This is a genomic window from Priestia sp. YIM B13491, from assembly GCF_042787605.1.
In the GTDB taxonomy this organism is placed as follows: domain Bacteria; phylum Bacillota; class Bacilli; order Bacillales; family Bacillaceae_H; genus Priestia; species Priestia megaterium_E.
Genome location: NZ_JBHZOR010000002.1, coordinates 487210 through 512233, shown reverse-complemented (window position 1 = coordinate 512233; position 25024 = coordinate 487210). Strand labels below are relative to the sequence as shown.

General features: G+C 39.2%; 24 protein-coding genes and 1 pseudogene. 17 read left to right on the top strand and 8 right to left on the bottom strand.

Annotated features, from left to right (window positions below):
* Window positions 1–10 precede the first annotated feature (10 nt).
* Window positions 11–325, bottom strand: coding sequence for a winged helix-turn-helix transcriptional regulator (locus ACFX4E_RS08680; RefSeq protein ID WP_028407725.1), 315 nt, complete (start codon window positions 323–325; stop codon window positions 11–13).
* A gap of 289 nt (window positions 326–614) precedes the next feature.
* Here ACFX4E_RS08680 and ACFX4E_RS08675 point away from each other — a divergent pair, with 289 nt between their 5' ends.
* A complete protein-coding gene (locus ACFX4E_RS08675) occupies window positions 615–1466 on the top strand; it encodes a RhaT/GlcU family sugar-proton symporter (RefSeq protein WP_025749619.1) in 852 nt (283 codons plus the stop codon).
* Window positions 1467–1528: 62 nt separating this feature from the next.
* Window positions 1529–2314: a glucose 1-dehydrogenase gene (gdh, locus tag ACFX4E_RS08670; RefSeq protein ID WP_025749618.1), complete on the top strand. Its 786-nt coding sequence runs from the start codon at window positions 1529–1531 to the stop codon at window positions 2312–2314.
* A gap of 159 nt (window positions 2315–2473) precedes the next feature.
* Here the strand turns inward: gdh and ACFX4E_RS08665 are convergent, their stop codons facing one another.
* On the bottom strand, window positions 2474–3436 hold the full coding sequence (locus ACFX4E_RS08665) for a bile acid:sodium symporter family protein (RefSeq protein ID WP_377258209.1): 963 nt from the start codon (window positions 3434–3436) through the stop codon (window positions 2474–2476).
* A 201-nt stretch (window positions 3437–3637) separates the two neighbouring features.
* On the opposite strand from ACFX4E_RS08665, the gene ACFX4E_RS08660 reads away from it, so the two are divergent.
* From ACFX4E_RS08660 to ACFX4E_RS08650, 3 genes are all read left to right on the top strand, one after another.
* Window positions 3638–3838 (top strand): DUF3311 domain-containing protein, encoded by a 201-nt coding sequence (locus ACFX4E_RS08660; RefSeq protein ID WP_013055761.1) that lies wholly within the window; start codon window positions 3638–3640, stop codon window positions 3836–3838.
* On the top strand, window positions 3835–5298 hold the full coding sequence (locus tag ACFX4E_RS08655) for a sodium:solute symporter family protein (RefSeq protein WP_075421387.1): 1464 nt from the start codon (window positions 3835–3837) through the stop codon (window positions 5296–5298). The genes ACFX4E_RS08660 and ACFX4E_RS08655 overlap by 4 nt, the downstream gene beginning before the upstream one ends.
* An 85-nt stretch (window positions 5299–5383) precedes the next feature.
* Window positions 5384–5557 carry a hypothetical protein gene (locus tag ACFX4E_RS08650; RefSeq protein ID WP_176526456.1) on the top strand — a complete coding sequence of 58 codons (174 nt, stop codon included), beginning with the start codon at window positions 5384–5386 and terminating at the stop codon, window positions 5555–5557.
* A gap of 93 nt (window positions 5558–5650) precedes the next feature.
* Here the strand turns inward: ACFX4E_RS08650 and ACFX4E_RS08645 are convergent, their stop codons facing one another.
* Window positions 5651–5806 carry a hypothetical protein gene (locus ACFX4E_RS08645; RefSeq protein WP_013055763.1) on the bottom strand — a complete coding sequence of 52 codons (156 nt, stop codon included), beginning with the start codon at window positions 5804–5806 and terminating at the stop codon, window positions 5651–5653.
* Between the two features lie 311 nt (window positions 5807–6117).
* Here ACFX4E_RS08645 and ACFX4E_RS08640 point away from each other — a divergent pair, with 311 nt between their 5' ends.
* The 11 genes and pseudogenes from ACFX4E_RS08640 (at window position 6118) to ACFX4E_RS08590 (ending at window position 18350) form a co-directional block, all read left to right on the top strand.
* Complete coding sequence (locus tag ACFX4E_RS08640) at window positions 6118–7425, top strand: sensor histidine kinase (RefSeq protein WP_322551792.1); 1308 nt, start codon at window positions 6118–6120, stop codon at window positions 7423–7425.
* Window position 7426: 1 nt separating this feature from the next.
* Complete coding sequence (locus ACFX4E_RS08635; RefSeq protein WP_377258206.1) at window positions 7427–8350, top strand: response regulator; 924 nt, start codon at window positions 7427–7429, stop codon at window positions 8348–8350.
* A 218-nt stretch (window positions 8351–8568) separates the two neighbouring features.
* Window positions 8569–9840, top strand: a complete 1272-nt coding sequence (locus ACFX4E_RS08630) for a cation:dicarboxylate symporter family transporter (RefSeq protein ID WP_028407730.1) — start codon at window positions 8569–8571, stop codon at window positions 9838–9840.
* A gap of 337 nt (window positions 9841–10177) precedes the next feature.
* Entirely contained in the window at window positions 10178–10357 is a 180-nt protein-coding gene (locus ACFX4E_RS08625) for a YfhD family protein (protein ID WP_013055768.1), read from the top strand.
* A 508-nt stretch (window positions 10358–10865) separates the two neighbouring features.
* Window positions 10866–11330, top strand: coding sequence for a C40 family peptidase (locus tag ACFX4E_RS08620; protein ID WP_060746550.1), 465 nt, complete (start codon window positions 10866–10868; stop codon window positions 11328–11330).
* A 195-nt stretch (window positions 11331–11525) separates the two neighbouring features.
* Window positions 11526–12401 carry an N-acetylmuramoyl-L-alanine amidase family protein gene (locus ACFX4E_RS08615; RefSeq protein WP_377258203.1) on the top strand — a complete coding sequence of 292 codons (876 nt, stop codon included), beginning with the start codon at window positions 11526–11528 and terminating at the stop codon, window positions 12399–12401.
* Window positions 12402–12618: 217 nt separating this feature from the next.
* Complete coding sequence (locus ACFX4E_RS08610; RefSeq protein ID WP_377258200.1) at window positions 12619–16434, top strand: Ig-like domain-containing protein; 3816 nt, start codon at window positions 12619–12621, stop codon at window positions 16432–16434.
* Window positions 16435–16617: 183 nt separating this feature from the next.
* Entirely contained in the window at window positions 16618–17460 is an 843-nt protein-coding gene (locus ACFX4E_RS08605) for an aldo/keto reductase (protein ID WP_081085282.1), read from the top strand.
* A 135-nt stretch (window positions 17461–17595) separates the two neighbouring features.
* Window positions 17596–17843 (top strand): annotated as a pseudogene (locus ACFX4E_RS08600) (hypothetical protein).
* Window positions 17844–17929: 86 nt separating this feature from the next.
* Window positions 17930–18097: a Fur-regulated basic protein FbpA gene (locus tag ACFX4E_RS08595; RefSeq protein ID WP_098332131.1), complete on the top strand. Its 168-nt coding sequence runs from the start codon at window positions 17930–17932 to the stop codon at window positions 18095–18097.
* 49 nt (window positions 18098–18146) lie between these two features.
* Complete coding sequence (locus ACFX4E_RS08590; protein ID WP_016766443.1) at window positions 18147–18350, top strand: IDEAL domain-containing protein; 204 nt, start codon at window positions 18147–18149, stop codon at window positions 18348–18350.
* A 528-nt stretch (window positions 18351–18878) separates the two neighbouring features.
* Here the strand turns inward: ACFX4E_RS08590 and ACFX4E_RS08585 are convergent.
* From ACFX4E_RS08585 to ACFX4E_RS08565, 5 genes are all read right to left on the bottom strand, one after another.
* Window positions 18879–20234: an arsenic transporter gene (locus tag ACFX4E_RS08585; protein WP_025749607.1), complete on the bottom strand. Its 1356-nt coding sequence runs from the start codon at window positions 20232–20234 to the stop codon at window positions 18879–18881.
* Between the two features lie 228 nt (window positions 20235–20462).
* Window positions 20463–20615 carry a hypothetical protein gene (locus ACFX4E_RS08580; RefSeq protein WP_257042869.1) on the bottom strand — a complete coding sequence of 51 codons (153 nt, stop codon included), beginning with the start codon at window positions 20613–20615 and terminating at the stop codon, window positions 20463–20465.
* Window positions 20616–20665: 50 nt separating this feature from the next.
* Window positions 20666–21775: an o-succinylbenzoate synthase gene (menC, locus tag ACFX4E_RS08575; protein WP_377258195.1), complete on the bottom strand. Its 1110-nt coding sequence runs from the start codon at window positions 21773–21775 to the stop codon at window positions 20666–20668.
* Window positions 21772–22599 (bottom strand): GNAT family N-acetyltransferase, encoded by an 828-nt coding sequence (locus ACFX4E_RS08570; protein ID WP_377237465.1) that lies wholly within the window; start codon window positions 22597–22599, stop codon window positions 21772–21774. The genes menC and ACFX4E_RS08570 overlap by 4 nt, the downstream gene beginning before the upstream one ends.
* A gap of 25 nt (window positions 22600–22624) precedes the next feature.
* Entirely contained in the window at window positions 22625–23431 is an 807-nt protein-coding gene (locus ACFX4E_RS08565; RefSeq protein ID WP_377258192.1) for a MurR/RpiR family transcriptional regulator, read from the bottom strand.
* A gap of 188 nt (window positions 23432–23619) precedes the next feature.
* Between ACFX4E_RS08565 and ACFX4E_RS08560 the strand changes: the two genes are divergently transcribed.
* Window positions 23620–24990: a sigma-54 interaction domain-containing protein gene (locus ACFX4E_RS08560; protein ID WP_263035955.1), complete on the top strand. Its 1371-nt coding sequence runs from the start codon at window positions 23620–23622 to the stop codon at window positions 24988–24990.
* The last annotated feature ends 34 nt before the right edge of the window (window positions 24991–25024 follow it).

Genomic DNA, 25024 nt, shown 5'->3' with positions numbered 1-25024 from the left:
AGAGGCTTTTTTATTTTATCCATGTTTTTGCCCACTTACTGACGGGCCCTAAGATCATACCAAGCTCTGATCCTTTTTTAGTTAAGATATATTCAATGCGAACGGGACGTTCAGGAATAACGTGCCGGATCACAATTCCTTCTTCTTCCAGCTCTTTCATTCGTTCGGTTAACATTCGTTTACTTAAAGAAGGAATGCTGCTGTGAATTTCACTAAAGCGTTTAGGACCGCTCATCAGGACATAAATAATCAATCCATTCCATCTTTTTCCTATTATATCGAATGTTTTCCACACTTTTGGACATAACTCATCAAAATCATTCATTGATGTCACCTACTTTATTGTATATAGGATATTAAAAGTAACCACTGTGATGTTATTATATACTAACATTTGGATAATGAAAAGGCTATCTTTTTTTATTTTCAAAACTTTCAGTAGCTTGGAAACGCTGTATTGTAAAGTATTCAAAAAAAGTCACAAAATCGACATATTATTGTTGACGTATCAAGAAAAAAGGTCTAAGATTGGTTACATAAAGTTACCTAGTTAAATAAAAGGTACTTTAAATTTACAATTACATCAAGAGTTTGAGAAAGAAGGTTAGTATCAAATGGATATCCTTTTGGCTATTCTTCCTGCGATTTTCTGGGGAAGTATTGTCCTGTTCAACGTTAAATTGGGCGGAGGTCCTTACAGTCAAACGCTTGGGACTACAATTGGTGCGCTGATCTTTTCAGCCGTTATTTACTTCGTAGTTCATCCCGTATTGACGCCGCTTATTTTTATTGTCGGAATCGTTTCAGGATTATTTTGGGCAGTTGGGCAAAGTAATCAGTTGAAAACGATTGATTATATTGGTGTTTCAAAAACCATGCCAATTTCAACTGGTATGCAGCTTGTGACGACATCATTGTTTGGTGTTATCGTATTTCACGAGTGGTCAACAACAACAACCGTTATTTTAGGCGTGTTAGCTCTTATCTTTATTGTTATTGGTATTGTGTTAACATCACTAGAAAGCGAAAAAAATGCAGAGCAATCTGGACAATTCAAAAAAGGGATTATTACCCTTATTATTTCAACAATTGGATACTTAGTGTATGTAGTTGTCGCTCGTTTATTTAATGTAGACGGATGGTCGGCGCTATTCCCACAAGCTATTGGTATGTTAATTGGTGGACTTATACTTACTTATAAACACAAACCGTTTAATAAATACGCAATTCGCAACATTATTCCAGGGCTGATTTGGGCAGCTGGTAATATGTTCTTATTTATTTCTCAACCTAAAGTAGGGGTTGCAACAAGCTTCTCATTATCACAAATGGGAATTGTTATTTCAACGCTTGGCGGTATCTTCTTATTAGGAGAAAAGAAAACAAAGCGTCAGCTTATTTCGATTACGATTGGTATTGTGCTCATCATTTTAGGTGGCGTATTCCTCGGAATGGCTAAAAGTTAACGTTTACGTAAAAGTTAATAATAGTATGTATGAATAAATGAAAACACTAGGAGGATTTTATTATGTATACAGATTTAAAAGATAAAGTAGTTGTAATTACAGGTGGATCAACAGGTTTAGGACGTGCAATGGCTGTTCGTTTCGGTCAAGAAGAAGCAAAAGTTGTTATTAACTATTACAACAATGAAGAAGAAGCTTTAGACGCGAAAAAAGAAGTAGAAGAAGCAGGCGGACAAGCAATCATCGTTCAAGGCGACGTAACAAAAGAAGAAGACGTTGTAAATCTTGTTCAAACAGCTATCAAAGAATTCGGTACATTAGACGTTATGATTAACAACGCTGGTGTTGAAAACCCAGTTCCTTCTCATGAGCTATCTTTAGACAACTGGAACAAAGTTATTGATACAAACTTAACAGGTGCATTCTTAGGAAGCCGTGAAGCGATTAAATATTTCGTTGAAAACGACATTAAAGGAAATGTTATCAACATGTCTAGCGTTCACGAAATGATTCCTTGGCCATTATTTGTTCACTATGCAGCAAGTAAAGGCGGTATGAAACTAATGACGGAAACATTGGCTCTTGAATATGCGCCAAAAGGTATCCGCGTAAATAACATTGGACCAGGTGCGATGAACACACCAATTAACGCAGAGAAATTTGCAGATCCAGAACAACGTGCAGATGTAGAAAGCATGATTCCAATGGGTTACATCGGTAAACCAGAAGAAGTAGCAGCAGTTGCAGCATTCTTAGCATCATCACAAGCAAGCTATGTAACAGGTATTACATTATTTGCTGATGGTGGTATGACGAAATACCCTTCTTTCCAAGCAGGAAGAGGCTAATAGTTTTAGAAAGAAGAGACATGGCAAAAGCGCCATGTCTCTTTTTCTATACCTAAGCGAATGCCACCCCGCTTTCGGCGTTGGTGGCATTCGCCTAGGTAAAAACTTTTTGGGAAGAGTTAAGGGAGCTTTTTGTGCTTCCCTTATAAGTTTATTGTATCAGCCAGCCATTTTTTTATCAGACGATGGCTGGTTTTTGTCTTTTAGTTTGCTGAAGATAAAGGCAAGAACTGAGCCTGAAATGTTGTGCCAGACGCTGAAGATGGCGCTTGGGACAGCGGCTAGCGGCGAAAAGTGAGTGGAAGCGATAGTGACGCCGAGCCCTGAGTTTTGCATGCCAACTTCCATTGCCACCGCTTTTTGTTTGGCTAGATCCATTCCGCATAAGCGGGCAAAGAAGAAGCCGATTGTGAAACCAAGAATGTTGTGAAGAACAACTACGGCAAAAATGATACCGCCTGTTTTAGCAAGCTGTGCTTGGCTTCCTGCCACAACGGCAGATACGATCAAGACAATCGCGACTACTGAAACAAGGGGAAGGGCTTTGGAACTTGCTTCTGCAGCTTTTCCAAAAAACTTTTTGATCGTAAATCCAAGAGCAAGCGGAATGATGACAACTTGTATAATGGAAATAATAAGAGACATGATATCAATATCGACCCACTTGCTTGCAAATAATAAAATAAGAAGCGGTGTAACATTCGGTGCTAAAATGGTTGAAACAGAAGCGATAGCAACTGCGAGCGCAACGTTTCCTCGAGCCAAAAAGACCATTACGTTTGATGATGTGCCGCTTGGACAGCAGCCTACTAAAATAACGCCCACTGCTATTTCTTTTGGTAAATCTAAGCCAATCGCCAAACCGAATGCAAGAAGCGGCATAATGATAAAATGTCCCACCACGCCTAGTGCTACTTCTTTCGGTCTTCGAAATACTTCGCTGAAATCAGACGCTGACAGCGTTAATCCCATTCCAAACATGACAATTCCTAAGAGCGGAACGATGTACTTTCCAATCCATACAAAGTGCTCTGGGAATGAGTAGGCAATAACGGAAATTAAAATAACCCAAAGCGTAAACGTTTTTCCTGCAAATGTACTGATTTTCTCTATTGTTTTCATCTGTACGATACCTCCTGCGAACTATAAGAAGAAATTATACTATTTATTCAGAAAAATGAAAACAGTATTTTTGTAAAATAGTACAGAATATTTTATCTTTTGGAGATTATTTCAGTTTAAATGCAAGCATTCCTTCATTGAATACACGGAATATGTGGTAATATAAAGAAGTTAGTTTTAGAAAGTCGGAGGAGTTTAGTCATGAAATTTATCTATATTTTGTCTGTCCTTCCGTTCGTAGGCATATTAGGTTTTCTCCCTTTTGTTAATCGAGTCACTCCATTTGTTCTCGGTATGCCGTTCAATATGTTTTGGATGGTGATATGGGTGGTGCTTACGTCCATTATTTTAGGGGTTATGTATAAGCTTGATCCCAGAAATCGGGAAGGGGAAGAAGAATGAATAGTGCACTTATTATTATTTTACTATTTTTAGTGGCAGCTATTTTTCTTGGCATACGATCAACTAAAGGCAAGGATATGAACTTGGAGCAGTGGACGGTAGGCGGACGCGGTTTCGGGGCGGTTTTAGTGTTTGTGCTGATGGCCGGAGAAATTTATACAACGTTTTCGTTTCTAGGCGGAAGCGGATGGGCTTATGGAAAAGGAGCTCCTGCACTTTATGTGTTAATTTATATTAGCTTATCATATGTCTTATCATACTGGCTTCTTCCTGTTATTTGGAAGTATGCAAGAGATCATAAGCTCGTCTCGCAGCCTGATTTTTTTGTAAGCAAATATAAAAGCCCTTACCTTGGTGTGCTTGTAGCTGCTGTAGGAGTGATTGCTGTCATTCCTGTTATTGTTGTGCAGTTAAAAGGATTGGGGATTATTGTATCACAAGCATCATACGGCGCCATTTCAATGCCGGCAGCCATTTGGATGGGAGCTATCAGTTTAACGCTGTATGTTATGATATCCGGTATCCACGGTTCTGCATGGACGGCCGTTATTAAAGACATTATGATGCTTGCTGTGATTGGATTTTTAGGCATTTATTTACCTTTTCATTATTACGGAGGATACGGTCCGATGTTTGAAGCGGTGAATACAGCGAAGCCAGGGTTTTTAAAGTTTCCTGAGCAAGGATTGAGCGTCTCGTGGTTTATTTCGACCGTTATTTTACTAGTACTTGGTTTTTATATGTGGCCGCAGGTGTTTAGTTCAAGCTATACAGCGAAAAATGCAAAGGTATTTCGTAAAAATGCAATCATTAGTCCTCTTTATACGCTGATGCTGCTCTTTGTATTTTTTGTTGGATTTGCAGCTATTTTAAAAGTTCCTGGTTTAAGCGGAGGAGACGTGGATCTTGCGCTATTACGGATCTCAATCCAAACTTTTGATCCTTGGTTTATTGGAATTATAGGAGGAGCTGGTTTGCTGACAGCGCTTGTGCCGGGATCGATGCTGTTAATGAGTGCGTCAACGCTGCTGGCTAAAAACATATACAAACCGTTTGCGCCTCAAGCAAGCGAAGCGCGTATTGCTCGTTTAGCGAAAAGCTTTGTACCGGTTGTGGCTCTCATTTCTGTTTACTTTACGCTAAACGGAGGAACGACGCTGTCAACGATTATTTTAATGGGCTATAGTCTAATGACACAGCTGTTTCCATCTCTGCTTTTCAGCTTGAAGAAAAATAATTTTGTAACGAAACAAGGAGCAGCGTGGGGGATTGTTGCTGGAATTATTGTAGTGGCCTATATTACAATCAGCGGATCTACTATTGGTACGTTGTTCCCGTCACTGCCTCAGCAAATGAAAGATATCAACGTCGGATTTATTGCGCTGCTTATCAACTTTATCGTAATGTGGGGAGTCAGTATGCTCACAAAGCAAAACGAGGCTGGGACAAAAGTATGTTAGACGAAGTGAAAAACGAACCATTGATCAACACGTTTGATTAGTGGTTCGTTTTTTTGTTAGGGTCAACGTTAGATCCTTCTAGCAGTTGATTGGAGGGCAAGACGAAGACTCCTGCGGGAAAAGCGGAACAGGTGAGACCTCACAGGAGCGCAAGCGACGAGGAGGCTCAGCGGCCGCCCGCGGAAAGCGAAGTCTTACAAGGAAATCAACTGCGGTGTCACAAGCAGTTCAGCTCATGTATCAGCCTAGTTTTTTCTAATCAAACAGCAAAGAGCCAAAGGAACTGGATCATCCTTTGGCTCTTTATGTGGCTTTTAACCAATAATTTGCAAAATTTCCTACATCAACTGATTTACGCTAAAGCGGGAACTCGGTCGTTATAGTAAATAACTTCCGATAGGATCTTACACCCTTTAATCTCCTGAAACGTCTTTTTCGCCTCTACCTCTGATTCAAATTCAAACATAGTCGGACTTTGGTTTTTCGAGTAAACGGTAATGATCCACATTGTAAAATAAGCTCCCCCTGTAAAATAATAGTTTTCCTTTTTAGTGTAGCTATCAGGTGATGTAATAATAATTGAATAGTTGTGATACAGCCTCACATTTTAAAAGGTACTTCTACTATACAACAAAAATTACAAAATAAAACAAGAAAATCTAAAAAACTACAGAGAATAATGAAAGAGAATAAATAACCGTTTATATATGGGCTATATTTATAAATGGAAGTAGGGATGTAAAAAAATATAGAGAAGAGCGATTGTCTTTTAGATTGCTAAACTATATACTTATGTTCAAAAAGTGCAGGAAGTGAACGATGAAAGTTGATACGGTAGTAAAAAAAGATGTTTTACTCATTCTGGTAATGATAGTCGTTGTGCCGCTAGCAGGAGAGCTTAAATATTATCCTTTTCATGATACGTATAGAGTTAGCTTTGCTGTGCCCATTTTTTTCTTTTCACTGCTGCTTTTAAGAAAGGTATCTCCTGTAATACCAGGTCTTTTAGTTGCGAGTGCTATAGTGGGCTTTCGGATGTACCTTGACTGGTATAACTACGAATCATTTGATTTTCTGCATTCTTTGCAGATCAGGTGTTCAGCGGGGATTTATTATCTCGTTTATGCCATTTCTTTTTCGTGGTTTAAAATTAACGATTTTCATTCAAAGCCTTGGATTATTGGCATATGGAGCATCATTATCGAAACGGTTTCAGGCGGGATGGAATTGCTTTGTATGTATGTGATGGTTCACCATCATATTGTGTTTCCAGAGTTCATGCAAATTTTTATTGTAGGCGTCTTTCGAAGTTTCTTTGTTTTATGCCTGTTTAGCATGATCAAACTTTACGAAGGGCAGCTGAGAGAACGACAAATCTCTCAAAAAAATGACCAGCTGCTTGTTGTGCTTTCAAATTTATATGAGGAATCCATTCATTTGAAAAAAACGCTGCAGGACGCTGAAAGAATTACGAAAAAGTCGTATGATTTGTATGAAGAATTACACGAAGCGGATATCTACCAGCTTACTTCACTGCACGATTTTAGCCAAAAAGCATTACAAATTGCAGGAGAAGTACATGATATTAAAAAAGACAACCAGCGGATATCAGCAGGACTGTCCAAGGTCATTACAAAAGAAGAATTTTCTGAGTATATGGAAATCGAAAGTCTGCTTCAAATCGTCATGCGCAGCAACGAAAAATATGCGGCGATGTTAGCAAAAGATATTCATTTTTCATATTCGATTTTAGGAGAGCATCCTCGCTATCACGTGTACTTGTTTTTATCATTAATTAATAACCTAGTAACGAATGCGGTCGAAGCGATTGAAGAAGAAGGCGCGATTATTATCGATGTATGTCGAGAAGAAGACCGCATTTTATTGTATGTAAGAGATAGCGGTCCCGGAGTGAAAAAAAGGCATGAACGTCTCATTTTTAAAGCGGGATTTACATCCAAATATGCAAAGGACGGAACGCCTTCTACGGGTCTTGGGCTTGTCTACGTTAAGCAAATGACCGAGCAGCTGGGAGGGAATATTCAATTTGTTAATCTGTCTCCAAGCCCCGGTGTTCAATTTGCTATAGATTTACCTATTTCTACGTTAATGGGGGATAAGGACTAATATGCGATTTTATATCATAGATGATGACGAAGTCTTTCGTTCAATGTTAGCCGAAATTATTGAAGATAATGATCTAGGGGAGGTTATAGGAGAAGGAGAAGACGGGATCGTGTTAAATGATCAAGTTTCTTTATTGCAGCAGATCGATATTTTATTTATTGATTTATTAATGCCGATTCAAGACGGAATCGAAACCGTGCGCAAAATAAAGGATAGTTTTAAAGGGAAAATTATTATGATGTCACAGGTAGAAACGAAAGATTTGATTGGAAAAGCCTACTCGCTTGGCATTGAATACTATATCACGAAGCCGCTTAATCGTATGGAAGTGCTCATGGTCATTCAAAAAGTAATTGAACGAATTCATGTTCAACAATCAATGGAGAAAATTCAAGAATCGTTAAATACCGTACTTAATGTAGGAAATCAACAAAAAACGCCTTCTTTTGGTAAAAAAGAAAGCGATCCGGCAGAAGGGTGCAGGTTTCTTTTAAGAGAACTTGGGATTTTAGGAGAAAGCGGAAGCAAAGATTTAATTGAAATCATCAATTACTTGCATCAAACGGAAAAAAGCACGATGTATGAACAGCATTTTCCTTCTCTCAAAGAGATTTTTGAGAAAATTACCGTTAGAAAGCTTGGTTCATCTTTTTCAGAAGACGTGCTGCAAAAAGAAATGAAAGCAGCTGAGCAGCGAGTAAGACGAGCTATTTATCAGTCTTTAAATCATTTGACTTCTCTTGGTATGGTTGACTTCTTTAATCCTAAATTTGAAAATTACGCTTCTAAGTTTTTCGATTTTTCAATGGTGCATCAGCGCATGAGAGATATAGAAAAAGGGACGGGAAAAAGCAGCACTCCGAGTCGTATAAACGTAAAAAAATTTATTCAAATGCTCTATTATGAAGTCAAACAAACGCTGTAGTAAAAAAAAACTACAGCGTTTTCAATTTGTAATTTTCTAAAAACTTTTTGTTAGTTTCAGTAGGTTTTTGTTAGATTTTGTGATGCCTATGATAATGTAATCTTATGAATAAAAGAACTACTTAATAAACAGTTCTTAATGGAATTGTATCTGTTGAATACATTAAGTGCAAATAAACAGCTTTGAGCTGTTAGAAAAAAGAAGGAAGGTGCAAAGATATGTTCAAAAAGCTTGGATTAGCAGGACAAATTCTAATTGGTTTGATTGCAGGTATTATTGTAGGGGCTATTTTTTACGGAAATCCTAAAGCAGTTGAAGTGCTCCAGCCAATTGGAGACGTATTCATTCATTTAATTAAAATGATCGTGGTGCCGATTGTTATATCTAGTATCATTGTGGGCGTTGCAGGTGTTGGTGATATTAAGAAGCTTGGTAAATTAGGCGGAAAAACAATTCTTTACTTTGAAATCATTACAACGGTTGCCATTGTTGTAGGCTTATTAGCAGCTAACTTGCTTCACCCTGGTACTGGTGTGGACCGCAGCGGTCTTGAAAAATCAGATATCAGCAGCTACACATCAACGGCAGAAGCTACAGAGCAAAAAGGATTTGTAGAAACATTTGTTCACATCGTTCCAACGAATGTATTTGAGTCAATTGCTGCAGGCGACATGCTGCCAATTATTTTCTTCTCGGTCCTATTTGGACTTGGAATTGCATCAATCGGTGAAAAAGGCAAGCCGGTTTTAAGATTCTTTGAAGGCACGGCAGAAGCGATGTTTTGGGTAACGAATTTAGTTATGAAGTTTGCACCGTTTGGCGTATTTGCATTAATCGGTGTAACCGTATCAAAATTTGGACTAGCGTCTCTGATTCCGCTTAGTAAGCTTGTAATTGTTGCTTACGGCACAATGATTTTCTTTGTGTTAGTTGTGCTAGGGCTTGTAGCTAAATGGGCTGGCGTTAACATCTTCCACTTATTAAAAGTGCTAAAAGATGAATTGCTGTTAGCATTTTCAACTGCAAGTTCAGAAACAGTATTGCCGCGTATTATTGCGAAAATGGAAAAGTTCGGATGTCCTAAAGCAATTACATCTTTTGTTATTCCGACGGGATATTCGTTTAACTTAGACGGATCTACTCTTTATCAAGCGCTTGCTGCGATTTTTATCGCGCAAATGTACGGTATTGATATGAGCATCACACAGCAAATTTCACTGATATTAATTTTAATGGTTACATCTAAAGGAATTGCAGGAGTTCCAGGCGTATCGTTTGTTGTACTGCTTGCAACGCTTGGATCTGTAGGACTTCCGGTAGAAGGGCTTGCTTTTATCGCTGGAATCGACCGTTTGTTAGATATGGGACGTACAGCGGTAAACGTAATTGGAAACTCACTTGGTGCGATTGTCATTTCGAAGTGGGAAGGTCAATTTAACGATAAAGACAAGGAAGCTTACATTAACGAAGTAACAAAAAAAGTATCGTAACAACAAAGAGTCTGGGACAAAAGCATTGTAGTTGAAGAAAGATCCGAACGATTATTCGTTCGGATCTTTTTTATATTGATGTAGATTTTATCTGTGCAGTTGCTTCTAGTTGTTGATTGGAGAACAAGGCGAAGACTCCTGTGGAAAGCTAAATCTTGTATGGAAATCAACGGCCGTGCAACAAGCTATCCATACCAGCTCATTTATCCAACTTATTCGGCTTTAGATGGGATTTATTTCGTTATGTCTCAATCTTTTTTCGTTTGAATTTGCTTTGGGAAATTGGGAATAGTAACTAAAGATGAAAAACAAATGATTGATACAAGGAGGTCTCAACATGGGAAGAGCAAATAATCACAAATCATCACATAACAACAAAGGGTCACTGCCTCAAACACCAAAAGAGTTAAAAATTGCTCCGGATCAAGCAAATGAAGAATTTTCACGTGAATTAGCTCAGCATCATGATGCTAAAGCGAAACAGGACTTAATTTTGAAGCAGCAAAAAGAAAAGTAAAAGAAAAAAGGCTGAGACAAGAGTGTTTTAGTTAAAGGGAAATCCGAACGATGAATCGAGATTCTTGATGGAGAATCCAAATCGTTCGGATTTTTTTATTGTGATTGTGAACGTAGTTTTCGTTTATGTAGTTGTTCTATTTGTTGATTGAAGAGCAAGACGAAGACTCCTGCGGGAAAAGCGGAACAGGTGAGACCCCGCAGGAGCGTAAGTGACGAGGAGGCTCACCGGCCGCCCGCGGAAAGCGAAGTCTTGTACGGAAATCAACTGCCGCGTAACAAGCAATTCATACTAGCTCGTTTATTCGTCTGTAGATTCGATTGACTTAGGTATGTTTCAATCTCTTTTATACATATCTAAAGATAAAAATACCTCAGTAACCATTTTGTAACATTATTTAATCATAGCGTAATAGTTTTTGAGGCTTTTTTCATTATAATTAAACCGAACATATTGAAAAATAAGTTCTATAGAAACGTAACGTTCGGTTACATAATGGAGGAGAAAAATGAAAAAAGCCATCATTGGGTCTATAGCGGCAGCGGCAGTCTTATTTAGCGGAGCCAGTCCGTTTATTGCACCTGCTCAAACAGTAGAAGCAGCGTCATATTCATACAAAGACACGGCTATCGCTACTGGTAAAAAATTAATGGGTGTTCCTTATAAATGGGGAGGTACAACAACAAAAGGTTTTGACTGCTCAGGATTTATTCAATACATTTTTAAAAAGGCTGGAAAAACACTTCCGCGCACAACGGAACAAATGTATCGAGTAGGGACAAGCGTTTCAAAAGCAAAACTTCAAAAAGGAGATTTAGTTTTCTTTCAAACGTATAAAAAAGGTCCTTCACATGTAGGCGTGTACTTAGGAAATAATCAGTTTCTTCAGGCTTCTACGTCTAAAGGCGTGACGATTACATCTCTTAGCAACAGCTACTGGAAAGCACGTTATATCGGTGCAAAACGGATTTAACTATCCGTCATTTTTTTGGAAAACAACACTACATTATGTAGTGTTGTTTTTGTTTGCATATACATAACATATTGCCAACATTATTTTTAACGTTTTATACAAAAAAATCCATATTCTATGAGATAATAACGTTAACAAATTTTGTACTTTAACATAAGGAATATCCCACTCTATTCGAAAGTTTGGTGAGCGAAGATGAAGCGCTTAGTATGGAGTTATGGAATAGGTATTGTTGCAATAGTAGCAGTACTCTCATTTTTCTTTATGATGAAAGGTCAAACAGAGAAAGCTGTCGTTAGCGGAAATGTACCAAAAGCTCATGCGCAGGGAGAAAGAGTGAAGCAGCCCATCTCACAGTTTCAAGCAGTACAGCCTCATGAAGCAGATAATGAAGTGAAAAATGTAAAAAACAACATGCCTGAAAAAGCGGATCCTCCTCCTTTTTTAGTCTACATTGACCCTGGTCATCAATCTCAGGCTAACCTAGAGAAAGAGCCAATCGGACCGGGATCAGCAGAAACGAAAATAAAGGTTTCCGGAGGCACATCAGGCGTAGTGACCAAGAAGCCGGAATACAAGCTGACGTTGGAAGCCTCTATAATATTAAAACAGCTGCTCGAAGAAAAAGGCATAACCGTAAAGCTTACTCGGAGTTCTGATAATGTAGATATCAGCAACCGGGAACGAGCGGAGCTTGCAAACAATTCAAAAGCTGATCTGCACGTACGTATACATGCAGATGGTTCTGAAAATGCTTCTGTAAAAGGATTTTCTGTGCTTACTCCTGCAGAAGATAATTCCTATACAAAGTCTATTTATCAAAGCAGTCTGCAGGCATCTCAAGCTATACTCACAGAGGTGAAAAAAGATCAGTTTGTCGAAGCAGACGGCATTCGCTATCGCAGTGATCTTTCAGGATTTAACTGGTCGACTGTACCTGTAACGCTAGTTGAATTGGGATATATGACGAATCCAGAAGAAGACCGGAACCTGTCTGATCAGGCTTACCTTACAAAGCTGATGAATCATATTGCAGATGGTATAGCGGCATATGAAGAAATGACAAAGTAAAAGGTAAAAAGACCTATAAAAACGTGTGACTAAATCAATTGATTTATGTCACACGTTTTTTTTGTCGTTCATATGATATAAAGAAGCGTTTTTTCGACAAAAAAATGGACGAGCAGAAAAGAAAACTAGGTAAAATGCTTTAATTTTTATAAAACTGTGTCGATATAACGAGTGATATTAAAATGCGTTAGACAGTACATGAAAATGGGGGAACAAGATGAGAAAGTTAACGGCATTAGCTTTAGTACTAAGCGTACTGCTGTTTCAATTCACGCCGCTTGCTAGCGTGAAAGCTGAAACGGTAGAACCAGTTGTGTCTGTAAAATTAGTAAACTATTTAGGAGATCATCATGCAATTACAATTAAGCCGTCTTATTTATACACTATTAAAAACTCGGATTTGGTCTTAAAAGCAAATACAGAGTATACGGTAACGGCAACAACTCAAGGCGTCACTCTAAAACAAGGAAGCACTGTATTAGGTGATTTTACAAGCTTTGAAATTACACCGTCTCTTTATAAAAATCCCGTATCTATTAACGGCAGACAGTACTTAGGAGACGTTGCGTTTACAAATGAAAAAGGAACGTACGTCAGACCTGTTAATACGCTGCCGATTGAAGACTATTTAAAAGGCGTTGTGCCAAATGAAGTCTATACATCTTGGAATCTGCAAGCTTTAAAAACTCAGGCAGTAGCAGCGAGAACATACGCAATGAGCTATGCAGGAAAAGTAATCAATGACACGGTAAGCTATCAAGTATACGGTGGCTATACGTGGTACGACAGCACAAACAAAGCAGTAGATGAGACATTCGGACAAGTAGTCACCTACAACAATAAATTAATCAACGCCGTTTTCTCATCAAGCAACGGGGGAAGAACCGAATCAAACAGCAATGCCTGGGGAGGAACTCAGCTTTCTTATTTCCCGGTGAAAGAAGATCCATACGATAAGCAGACGCCGTGGACGTTAGCTGTTCAAAAAACGCAAATTGATTTAACCGGAAAAGATTTAGCTAACTATAGCGCTTGGTGGAATACGGTTTCTGAAAAAGATAAAACCGTTACGGATAATTTGAAGTCATGGTTAGTAGCCAATAAGCATCCTGGTAAAACGATTAAAATTACCTCTATTCCAAAGGTGAGTTTTTATGCTCCTTCATCAGGAGGCCGTGTGACTAAAGGTGCGATTACAGTGGACTACCTCGTTAAAGGAGATGTAGATAGTTCGCAAAAACTAGTGGTTCATCATTTGGAATTAACGGATTTAACATCGACGAAGCTAAAATCAATGTTAAACAGCCGTGCGATGCTTAGTCTGCTTGTAACGGAAACAAATGAAACAAGCACATCAACAACTTTTAATGGCAAAGGAAATGGACACGGTGTTGGAATGAGTCAATACGGTGCTCAAAAAATGGCAAGCCTAGGCAAGGACTATCGTGAAATTTTAGATTTTTATTATCCAACAACTACTCTTTTAAGTTTTTATACAACAAAATATCCGCGAAAAGAGCAGGAGCAAGAACCACCGAAAGATACGGTTGCGCCTGATGCACCTTCAGTTAATGCACTAGGAGACAACGAAACATCGCTTACGGGCGTGACAGAACCAAATGCTTCTGTTATTGCAAAAGTGGAAAATGAAGTAATTGGAACGGGTCTTGCTGACGAAGCTGGAAAATTTGCAATTACGATTGCCAAGCAGCCAGCAGATACAAAAGTATCGGTGACGTCTAAAGATGCAGCTGAAAATGAAAGCACGGCCACAGTAGTGACCGTAACGGATCAAACGCCGCCTTCTGTTCCAATTGTAAATGAAGTAAGTGACCAAGATACGACCGTAACAGGCGTAACAGAAGCAAACGCTGCCGTGACGGTAAAAGCGGGGGACGCAACGTTCTCTGCAGTAGCGGGTGGTAACGGTACATTTACTGTTTCAATTCCAGTACAAATAGGTGGAACAACAATAGCGGTAAGTGCAAAAGATAAAGCAGGAAACGAAAGCCAAGCGCCTTCTTTTGCGGTTAAATCTACGTTAAAAGCACCGCTTGCACCAAAAGTAAATGAAGTAAGTAGTGATCAAGACACAATGCTTAAAGGAACGGCAGAAGCAAATGCGACGGTCATCGTTAAAAACGGAAGTCTTCAGCTTGCAGCAGGCAATGCAGATGCCAAAGGAAATTACAGCATCTCGTTTGCAAAACAAAAAGCGGGAAGCACGCTGTCTATAACGGCTCAAAATGCAGGTGGAACAAGTTCAGCCACTGCGGTAACCGTACAGGATAAAACGGCACCAGCTGCGCCAAAAGTAAACGCAGTAAGTGATCAAGATACAAAAGTTACAGGTACAGCAGAAGCAAATGCGACGGTTACTGTAAAAGTCGGAACAACAACTGTGGGAACGGCTAAAGCAGGTGCAAATGGAGCGTTTTCTGTTGCCATTTCTCTGCAAAAAGCGAATACAAAGCTAAGCTTACAAGCAAAAGATGCAGCAGGAAATAACAGCTCTGCATCGACTGTAATTGTTACAGCAAAGCAAAAAGCTCCGGTAAAACCGACAGTTAATGAAGTGAGTGATCGAAGTACAGCCGTTACGGGTACAGCAGAAGCAAATGCGACGGTTATCATTAAAAACGGAAGACTTCAGCTTGCAGCAGGCAAAGCAGATAGCAAAGGAACATACAGCATCTCGATCGCAAAACAAAAAGCAGGAAGCAAACTGTCTGTAACGGCTGGAAACGCAGCGGGCGTAAGTCCAGTTGTAACGGTAACCGTGCAGGATAAAACAGCACCCGTTACACCAAAAGTGAACGCTGTAAGCAATCAAGATACAGTCGTAACGGGAAGCACAGAAGCAGGCGCGGAAGTGCATGTGAAAATTGATAAAAAAGTAATTGGCAAAGGAAATGCCAAATCGGATGGAACGTTCAGCATCACCATTCCAAAGCAGCCTGCTGCTACAAAATTAGCTGTTATTGCAAAAGATGCAGCTAATAACTACAGCTCCAATGCGTTTGTAACGGTTAGTGCCGTACAGACAAAACCAGCGCTTCCAACCGTTAATACGCTTACTGAAAAAAGTACAGCGGTAACGGGAACAGGAGAAAAAAATGCGTCTATTTATATTAAAGTAGGCGGAAAAATTATTGCGAGTGGGAAAATTGATGGAAACGGCAAGTTCAGCGTGAAAATTCCTGCTCAAAAAGCAGGAACAGAAGTAACAGCCGTTTTGCAAAATAAAGTAGGATACAGCCCGTATAAAATTGTAAAAGTACAAGACACAACGCCGCCGGCACCTCCGGCGGTTGATGCTGTTACGTCTTTGTCCACATTTATCTCGGGAAAAACAGAAGCAAATGCTGTGATTACGATTAAAAATGGTACAAAGCTGATCGCATCAGGCAAAGCAGATAGCAAAGGGCAGTTTAAAGTCACTATTCCAAAACAAACACCAGGCGTAAAACTGGCTGTGACGGCAAAAGATGCAGCCAATAACTACAGCTCCAACACGTTTGTAACGGTTAGTGCCGCGCAGACAAAACCAGCGCTTCCAACCGTTAATACGCTTACTGAAAAAAGTACAGCGGTAACGGGAACAGGAGAAAAAAATGCGTCTATTTATATTAAAGCAGGCGGAAAGATTATTGCGAGCGGAAAAATTGATGGAAACGGCAAGTTCAGCGTAAAAATTCCTGCTCAAAAAGCAGGAACAGAAGTAACGGCCGTGCTGCAAAATAAAGTAGGATACAGTCCGTACAAAATTGTAAAAGTGCAAGACACAACGCCGCCGGCACCTCCGGCAGTGAATACCGTTACGTCTTTGTCCACCTTTATCTCTGGAAAAACAGAAGCGAATGCCGTGATTACGATTAAAAGCGGTACAAAGCTGATCGCATCAGGCAAAGCAGATAGCAAAGGGCAGTTTAAAGTCACTATTCCAAAACAAAAGGCAGGCGTAAAGCTGGCTGTGACGGCAAAAGATGCCGCTGGAAATACAAGTTCAGCAGTCAATATAAACGTTAAATAAAAACAAAAAAGAATTCTCTGCGGAGGATTCTTTTTTTAGTGATTTTTAAGTGGGATAGCAGGTTACTAAAAAGTTACCTTAGAACTTTGAAGTGCCTAACTTACTTTAAAGTGGGTTCTATCTTTTTCTTTTTTTCTGTTTCATAATAACAAATGTAAAGAAATTAGCAGGGGGTTTTTTATAATGAGTAATCATTTGCAAGATACAGTAACACTTCACAACGGAGTCAAAATGCCTTGGCTTGGACTAGGTGTATTTAAAGTAGAAGAAGGGCCTGAATTAGTGAACGCGGTGAAAACAGCTATCGTCAAAGGCTATCGCAGCATTGATACGGCAGCTATTTATGGAAATGAAGAAGGTGTAGGAGAAGGAATTCGCCAAGGTCTGAAAGAAGCAGGTCTTTCACGCGAAGACATTTTTGTTACATCAAAAGTTTGGAACGCAGATTTAGGCTATGAAGAGACGCTGGCTGCTTACGAAACAAGCTTACAAAAGCTTGGCTTAGAATATTTAGATCTATACTTAATTCACTGGCCGGTAGAAGGTAAGTATAAAGCAGCGTGGAAAGCATTAGAAACGCTTTATAAAGAAGAAAAAGTAAGAGCCGTGGGCGTAAGTAATTTTCAAATTCATCATTTAGAAGACTTAATGAACGATACAGACGTTAAGCCTGTTATTAACCAAGTGGAGTATCATCCTCGTTTGACGCAAAAAGAGCTGCATGCTTTTTGTCAAAAGCATGATATTCAGCTAGAAGCATGGTCTCCTCTTATGCAAGGAGAATTGCTAGATAACGATGTGTTAAAAGAAATTGCTGAAAAACACGGTAAATCAGTTGCTCAAATTATTCTGCGATGGGATCTGCAAAACGGAGTTGTAACGATTCCAAAATCGACAAAAGAACATCGTATTGTTGAAAATTCATCGTTATATGATTTTGAATTGGATGCTGAAGATGTAAGTAAAATTAATGAATTAAACCAAAATCACCGAGTAGGTCCAGATCCGGACAACTTTGATTTTTAATAGAAGAACTAAGAAGCTGGGAGAAAAGTATTTTAGCCCAAGTGCAAAACGAACCATTGATCAACTAGTTTGATGAGTGGTTCGTTTTTTTTGTTATGGTGAATACAGCCTCATCTGTTTTGTCCCTTCTAGCAGTTGATTGAAGGGCAAGGCGAAGACTCCTGCGGGAAAAGCGGGACAGATGAGACCCCGAAGAAGTCAAGCGGCGAGGAGGCTCAGCGCCCGCCCGCGGAAAGCGAAGCCTGGCACGGAAATCAACTGCGGTGTCATAAGCGGTTCAGCTCATGTATCTCATTTGTTCGTCTTTAGGCTGGATTCATTTAGTTATGTCCCGGCCTCTTTTTATGCGTTATTACATAAATTTAACATTTTCTTCACAGTAAGCTAAAGGACGGGCCGTATGATAAAGAAAGGTCGTGAAAGATAGAGAAATCATTTCATATTTAAGTGTAAAATAGGCGGTGTAACGATGACAAAACAAGCTTACTCTCACATACAATGTAAAAAAACATCAATGATTGATTTATTGCTGGATGCAGGGGTTTATAAAAAAGGAAATAAGCAGTTATATGAGCTTACGCTTCAAGAGCTAGAAACAGAATACGAAGCTATTTCACAACAGCACATATCCCGATGAAATTTTGATACATTGCTAGAATTTGTTATAATAGAGGAAAGGATAGGAGTTGATTTATATCGAAAAGCACCCGACAGACTCGCAGCCCATCCGTATGGATATCCTCGATTCTATATTTGCTAAAATGGTATTAAATAAGGCTATCCGAGATTTTAGAAGAGATCAAATTTTACGTGAAGTCGATCAAACATTAGAAGAAAGAAACAAAGAGAAATTTTTTCAATTAATTGAAGAATTAAAATCAATTTCGTAAAGGGCGTTTGCGCGATAGAATTTGATTTTATCATTTTAGCATATAAAAACAGGTAAGAAGCGGCATGCTTAGTTACCTGTTTTTTTGTTGTCTTATTGCAAACGAAGGCCTTACATAAGAAATGAACCTTATCACTGAACAGACAAAAAGAGCAAGTCTAATGTACTCACTCTTTTCAGAAAGGTATGGGTGTTACTGAGAAAATGAATGTCACTCTCTAAATGTTGCGTGTGGGGTTTAGAAAGTTCTATGCAACTGCATATTTTCTAATTCATTCGCTCTATGTATTGTTAAAGTAACAATATAACCATATCTTATCACATGAACGAAATTCGATTCAATATATTTATTGATTTTCTTTTTAAATTGTTCTAAATAATTAGTGAATGTAAAAAAATGTTTTTATTGGGTGAATGTGTATCTATAAAAAAACAATAAAAAAACATAGTGAGTTCTTATGAGAGACATTTGTTTATTTCTGACGGACTGTAAGCTTCAAAAGAGTACAATCCGTCCTGTAAATCAGTATTAAGAAAAAATGAGCTGAACCCAGTAGAATAGGAGGAAAAGCGTAACGATGGTGGTAAGCGGGATAACGATAAGTGATACTTTTAAATAATCTTTCCATTTTACCTTGATATGATTTTCTTTTAAAATATGCATCCAAATAAGAGAAGCCAGTGTTCCAATCGGCAATAAAAGCGAGCCCATATCACTTCCAATAATATTAGCAAGGTAAATAGTTTTAAGAGTAATAGGATCGAGCCCCATTTCAGTCAAGGTAATGGTTCCGACCATTAAAGCAGGGTGATTGTTAAACAAGTTAGAGAGAATGGAAACAAGTCCTCCCATGATAAAGCTTGCTTCAAAAAGCCCTCGATTCACAATTGGTTCGCAAATTTTTACAAGTAAATCTGTCAATCCTACGTTATGCAATCCGTAAATAATAACGTACATTGAAAATGCAAAAACGAAAATGTGCCACGGCGTTTTCTTTAAAATATCAATCGGGTTTGTACGTAAGTGATACCATCTCCAAATAAGTAAGATCAGTGAGCCCAGTACAGCAACCAATTCGATTGGTATGCCGAAATAAGAGGCGACAAATAGGAGACAGCGCATAACAAACACAAATAATAAAACTTTCAGCATAAATTGTGTGCGTTTACGTTTTGTTTCAACAGAAATGCTTCCTTTTAAGGGGTGAAACTGTTTCGTAAAGAAACTCTCTTCTATATCTTTTGAAGCATGCGGCAGTTTTTTTGGCAAATGGCGTTTTACGACCGTATACATGAGCCAAGACATAAATAATAAACCAAGTGTCGCCGGTACAAACATCATCGCCGTGTGCATATAAAGCGACATATGAACAATTTTTAAGGCAATCAAATTGACAATATTACTTACACCTATAGGCGCGCTGGAAGCGGTAGCAATAAGCGCTCCACTTAAAAGGTAGGGGATCTGCTGGTGGGGTTTTAGCTGAAGGTTTTTCAAAAGTAGAATTAAAATTGGAGTGGTAATCAAAATACTGCCGTCATTATTAAATAGTAAAGTCATTAAAAAGCAAAGCAGTTGAATGTACCAATATAATCGGTACCCTGAGCCTTTGGATAAACTCACTAGCCGTGCAGCTGCCCAGTGGAAGAATCCGAAACTTTCTAATATGACGGCCATGACAATGGTGGCAATAATGGTGATAGAAGCGCCGCTTATCTTTCCGAAAATATCAACAATGTCTGATTTGGATACAATCCCTGTAAGCAGGATAATGGCTGCTCCTATGGATGCCGGCCATGCTTCATTGATGCCGTTTGGCCTCCAAAAAATGACGAGCATTGTCATTGTAAACACGAAAATGGCAATTCCAATTTCAATATTCATCAGTATGCTCCTTTCTTCTAAAATTTGTAATGAATATACCCTTGCATGTCCCTTACACTCTATTTATATTCATTTATTACTAGAAGGATTGTGCATAAGACCATTTTTACTAATATGTTTGTTTATCTTGCCAAGGCACGTGTCATATTGGGAGAGGAGCCTATGAAAAAGAGGCGGGGACATAACTAAATCTATCCAATCTAAAGAAAAATCAATTGGATAAAGGAGCTAGTAGGCATTGTTTTTTATATTGCTGTTGATTTTCATGCCAGCCTTTGCTTTCTGCTTGTCCCGCAGGCGTCTTCGTCTTGCACAGATAAAAGCCGCTATATACATGAAACCTACGCTCACCATATCAATAAAAAAATCCGAACTATTCATCGTTCGGATCTTCCTTTAACTAACATACTTTTGTTCCAGCCTGTTTAAGATTAGCAAGTATAGATTTTTTCGTGTAAAGTTAGCGCTTTTATCTGATCGTGATCAGGTTCGTAGCCGATGCCTGGTGTATCAGGAACGGAAATAATCCCGTTGTCGACCGTGATTTCCGGATGAAAGATATCACGCGGCCAGTATTTAGAGGATGCAGCTGTATCTCCGGGAAGCGTAAAATTGGCAAGTGTCGTAATGGCAATATTATGTGCTCGTCCGACACCTGATTCCAGCATACCGCCGCACCATACGGGCACACCGTGTGTTTGACAAAGGTCATGAATTTTTTTGGCTTCTGTTAGTCCGCCTACTCGTCCAATTTTAATGTTAATAATTTGTGTGCTTCCAAGTTTAATAGCTTTTCGAACGTCTTCAGCTGAATGAATGCTTTCATCTAAGCAAATGGGCGTGCGCATGCGGGCCTGCAGTTCAGCGTGATCAATTAAATCATCATGAGCCAACGGCTGTTCAATCATCATTAAATCAAACTCATCAAGCTGAGCAAGGTGATCAGCATCTGCAAGCGTATAAGCAGAGTTCGCATCAACCATCAGCGGAATAGAAGGGAACTCGTTTCGAACCGCTCGCGTCAAGTTAAGATCCCAGCTTGGCTTAATTTTAATTTTGATCCGCTTATATCCTTCATTCAAGCCGGCTTCAATTTTGCGAAGCGTTTCGTCAATCGTAGGCTGAATGCCAACGCTAAGACCAACTTCAATTTGACTTTTACTGCCTCCTAACGCTTTAGATAGAGAGAGGTTTTGCCTCCGCGCATACAAATCCCAAACTGCGCCTTCTAACGCCGCTTTTGCCATGTAATTGCCTCGAATATGAGCAAAGCGTACAGATACTTCGTCAGGATGCTGAATTTCTTTCTGTTGAAGCAAAGGAATTAAAAAATCCTCCATAATGTGCCAGTTTGTTTTGAGCGTTTCTTCTTTATAAAAAGGATCGGCGCACGCTACGGATTCAGCCCAGCCGGATCGTCCGTCTTCGTCTTGAATTTCTACTAAAATAAAGTCTCGATCCACTTCTTTCCCAAGGCTTGTGGTAAAAGGGTGAAGTAAATCCATTTTTAAATGCCGTAAAATAACGTGTTTTATGTTCATTTTTGCACCTCTTTTTTCGTTAAAATATAAAAATGAACGTGTGCGCTGCTTCCTGGATACTTCATGAAGTTTGTTACTTGGAATCCTTTTGCAAAACACGTTTGAAATACGCGTCTTGTTCGCATACGCCAGTCTAATGCCAGAGAAGGAGAGACTTCTTTCATTTGCTGAAAAGCAGACGGAATAGCTACAGACACGACGTCATGATCCAACCATTTTTCATCAATATCTGTAACAGAAGGAAACCCTTCATCCGTTAACGTCCATTGAATGAGCGATGCGTCCATTATTTGATCTGGCGTATAAAGAAGCTGAGCTTGTTTTGTATCTTCTGCGGATGCCCATTCCACAACGAATCGATCTGAAGGCAAGTCAGCATTCAACGGATCGTTCATGTCTCCGTAGCAGTTTTCAATATAGGTAGAACAAACGGCTCCAAGCTTTCCAATATTTAAATACCCGTTGGCGCTTTCTAAAGGGTCATACGTCCAGCTGATATATGAATAGCCCTTTTTTTTACTTTCCTGGCGCTGTGCATGCTTAAGCTTGGCACCGATACCCATGCTGCGATAGGCAGGGTCAACTGCTAATATATGAGAACATAAATAGACGCACGTTCCGTCAAACCCTGGAAAACTATATTGAAAGCCAATCAGCTTTTCATCTAGAAACGCACCAAGAACAAGACCTCCGTTTTTAACAGCAGTCAAGGTTTGATGAACGGGCGTGGCTTCTTCTTCTCCCCAGACGCGGCTTTCTAATGCGCGTACGTCTTCTAGTTCAGTGGTTGTTGTGAGTGAACGAATCGTTAAGGCTTCAGTCATATTTTTACTTCCTTTCTTTTTACATCTATTCTAAAAAGATGCCTTGCTCGGCATAGAGTTTTTCCAAGTGTTCTTGTCGTTTTCCAGCCGTTTTTTCATCTTTTTTTTGCATGCTGCTAATAACAATTTGAGATAGGGCAAGAAGCGATAAAATATGTTCGGTTGTTCCGGCTAACAGCGTGATATCAGCGATTTGACCTACCGGAGACAAACGGCGGTCTGTAATGGCAATTACTTTCGCTCCTTGTTTTTTAGCCTGCTGAGCTACTTCAAGCGCTTCTTTTGTATAGCGCGGCAGTGAAAATACAACAACAGCAGACTCACTAGTAAGATTGCATAGCGTTTCAAGCAAAAATCCTGTTGGAAAAGATAAAAGAACATGATTGCGAAGCTGATTCATTTTATAATACAGCCAGTAGGCTGCCGTATGAGATTCGCGGAAACCCGCAATATACACTTGATCACTTTTGATAAGCGCCTCTACAGCTTGAGATAATTCTTTTTCGTCAACTGGAAAGAGCCATTCATCGAAGATTTTCTTTTCTTCCGCTGCAGAATCAGCTGCAGGTTTGCTAGCTGCTTCTTTTGATTCGGCAGAAGAAAGCCATTCTTTTCGCATTAGCTCCTGCAAATCGGAAAAACCATTTAATCCAAGTGCGTAAGCTAGACGAATAACGGTTGTTTCACTGACACCTGCTTCTTTGCCGATTTGTCCAGCCGTGTACAGCGAGCCTTTTTCCGTAAAATTGACGAGAAACTCCGCCACTTTTTTTTGACCGCGAGAAAGGTCAGGAAATTTATGTTTAATTAATTCTTGAAATGATGGATTCATATAGCCTCCTAAAAAGAAGTTATAACTTCATAAAAATATATTAATGCATTTTTAACTTCATTTCAATTGCTGTTTCAAAATAAAAAGAAGTCCTCGTGATATAATAAATTGATTATTCAAAAATAAATGCCGTTATTCAAAAACGAATTGTATTTTATTCAAAAATGAATAGAAAGCAGGGAGCATACATGAATTCAGAATGGAATGAAAATCAGTGGATCCTTCATTCATTAAAAGATGATTTGCTTGTCACGGATGAAAAAGGCATCATTGTCCGAATACATGAAGGAACGGGAAACATTTACGATGTAAAAGCTGAAAAACTGTTGGGGAAGTCTGTTTATGAACTTGAAAAACAAGGGTTGTTTACGCCAATCGTCACGCCAATTGTGCTTGAAACAAAGAAGAAAATTACGCTTGTACAAACAACTAAACAAGGCAAGCAGGTACTCGTTACGGGCATTCCTGTCAAAGATGAAAAAGGAGAGATTAAAAGAATCGTCAGCTATTCTCATGATGTGACGGAGCTTATGGAAATGAAAACATATCTTGATGCGATGGAAGGCGAAATGCAGCGCGTAAAGAGCGAGCTTATGCTGCTGCGGAACCAAAATCTATCAACAGAAGGAATTGTATGCAACAGCGAAAAGATGCAGCACGTTCTTCGTACGGCTGTTCACGTGTCGAATGTAGACGTAAATATTTTACTTTTAGGGCAGTCAGGAGTAGGAAAAACGCACTTAGCCAAGCTGATACATAACAAAAGTACAAGAAGCAAAGGGCCATTTATTGAAGTGAACTGCGGGGCGATTCCAGATCATTTATTTGAGGCTGAACTGTTTGGCTACGAAGCGGGTGCTTTTACCGGTGCATCTAAAAATGGAAAAGTGGGACTGGTCGAATTAGCGGATGGAGGTACGCTTTTTTTAGATGAAGTCGGAGAACTGTCACCGGCGCATCAAGTAAAAATCTTAAAGCTCATTCAAGAAAAACAGTTTTATTCCGTTGGAGGAAGAAAGCCTAAAACCGTGGACTTTCGCTTAATTGCAGCGACGAACAAAGATTTAGAAAAAGCCGTTGCTGAAAAAGAGTTTCGAGAAGATTTATATTTTCGTTTAAGCGTCGTACCGATTACCATTCCATCTTTGAACGAGCGCCCTGAAGATATTTTTCCGATGCTCACACATTTTTCCAAGCAGTTTGAAAAGAAATACAACCGAAAAAGAACGTTTGATAATGCGGTTATTCACGCACTGCTTGCACATGAGTGGAAAGGAAACGTACGAGAGTTAATTAATGTGATTGAACACGCTGTGGTTGTATCTTCGCAAACGCTGATTACAATGGAGCATTTGCCGCATTCTCTGCATAGAAAAAAACGGATTCAGAACGTTGAAGAACATGGGGAAATAAAGCTTAATGACGCGTTAAACGAGCTGGAAAAAGAGATATTAGTAAAAGCAAAAAAACAGTATAAAACGACAACAGAAATAGGGGAAGCACTTGGAATCAGTCAGCCTTCAGTTGTTAGAAAATTAAAAAAACATTCCGTTTTTTAACGTCTTTGGCACGCTCTTTGCATGTAAAACAAGT